At 42.9% G+C, this 1,486-nt stretch carries 1 protein-coding gene and 1 pseudogene; both read right to left on the bottom strand.

What is annotated here, in order from left to right; all coding sequences use genetic code 11:
- Positions 1–976, bottom strand: a pseudogene (locus tag AC6F75_RS09760) (hypothetical protein); the annotation flags it as partial.
- Positions 977–992: 16 nt separating this feature from the next.
- Positions 993–1,486, bottom strand: a 494-nt coding sequence (locus AC6F75_RS09755) for a TolC family protein (protein ID WP_500714834.1), incomplete at its 5' end; no start/stop codon positions are given.

Raw genomic sequence — 1,486 nt, 5'->3', positions numbered from 1 at the left:
AGTAATACTGGCTGATGCCTCCAAAAAACAAGCTGTGCATTTCGTTGAGATCGCTGTCATACAATGCAGCTTTGGCACTGTGGTAGTTGCTTAAATATTGATTAAAACTTGTTACGGGTGTATATCCCTGGTCTGTGATTTCCACAGGATAAAGGAAAGGCAGGTCGACGTTTTTCTGAAATACGCCCGAAGAAATCATATAGCCCTGTGAACCATCAGGGAAAATCTGAGCCACCAGATTGTAGTCTCTTCTTCTTAAATGCACCTGGTCTGTAATAACTGAATAATTATTAAAACTTAATTGAGAGCCACTGTTGTCAATGGTAAACTTTTGAATGGTGGTGGCATAGGTTTGTACGAAAGTAGGGTTGTTCATCGGGTTATATTGACCGTCAAAACGTTGACCGCCTACCAGATAAAATGTATTGCCTATTTTACCTAACTGCCCTCCTGTATTTGCAAAAATATTGTCTGTAATTTGTTTGAAATAGGGCGTGATGGAGTTGTTGTTTACCACAGCATTTACTAATCCGGCTACATCTACAGAAGTTAGGTAAGGAAAAGTGATGTGGTCATCGGCAGTTGGGGAATAGGCATATCCGCCAATGATAAACAAGTCGTCACCGTCCTGGTGAAAGTTCATATTGGTCGATTGCAGCTGTTCACTGATTCCGGCGGGTAACACATTCAATGATGATGTCCAGAATTGTTGTGTATTTACATCAATCACTATGATCTCTGAATTGTTTTGTGAAGCCGGGAAAGCACTAAAGGGCTGACGTGCATGAATGCCATCTTTTCTTCCTCCGATAATCAGCCATTTTCCGTCGTGTTGTGCATAGGCATAAGAATGCAGTCCCGGAAGACCGGCAATGTTTACGGGATGCAATTCTACCGTAAAATCAAATGACTGTTGTGCCTGCTGAGTTGCTGTCATTGTGACAAGCAAAATCAAAGTGTAAAGTAGTTTTTTCATGGTGATGGTTGGTTATTTATTCTCCTTTGGTTAAAAATTCCAGATACGCTTTCGCGAAATTGTATTCAAATACGGTTTGTAAATATTCCAGTTGTTTTTGGGCATATTGTGTTTCGCTTTGCAGCAACTCGGTTGTTTTTTCAAGTCCTTGTTCAAACCTGTTGGTGCGGATGCGCAAAGCTTCCTCTGATTGCTCAACAGCGAGTTCGCTGCGCTTTAACTGCTCTTGCAGGTCGTTGAGGTACCGATTGGCTTTGTTGATTTCCAGTTGGCTTTGGGCCTTGTACTGGTCGAGTTCGATGCGGGATTGCTCGAGTTCGGCTTTACTTTTTTGAGCCTTGCCAAAGCGTTTGCCGCCTTGAAACAAGTCCCAGCTCAGTTGCGCACCCACCAGATAACCACTGGCGTTGCCTTGAAAGAGTTCGCTGTCATACAGTTCATAACTTCCAAAGGCATTCAGGCGTGGTAGAAACGCCATTTGATCGGCTTTGTTCATTTTCGCGTAAGCGT

It is taken from the genome of Planktosalinus sp. (assembly GCF_059864935.1).
Note: the sequence above shows the minus strand (reverse complement) of the source record. Positions and strands in the feature narration are given on the sequence as shown.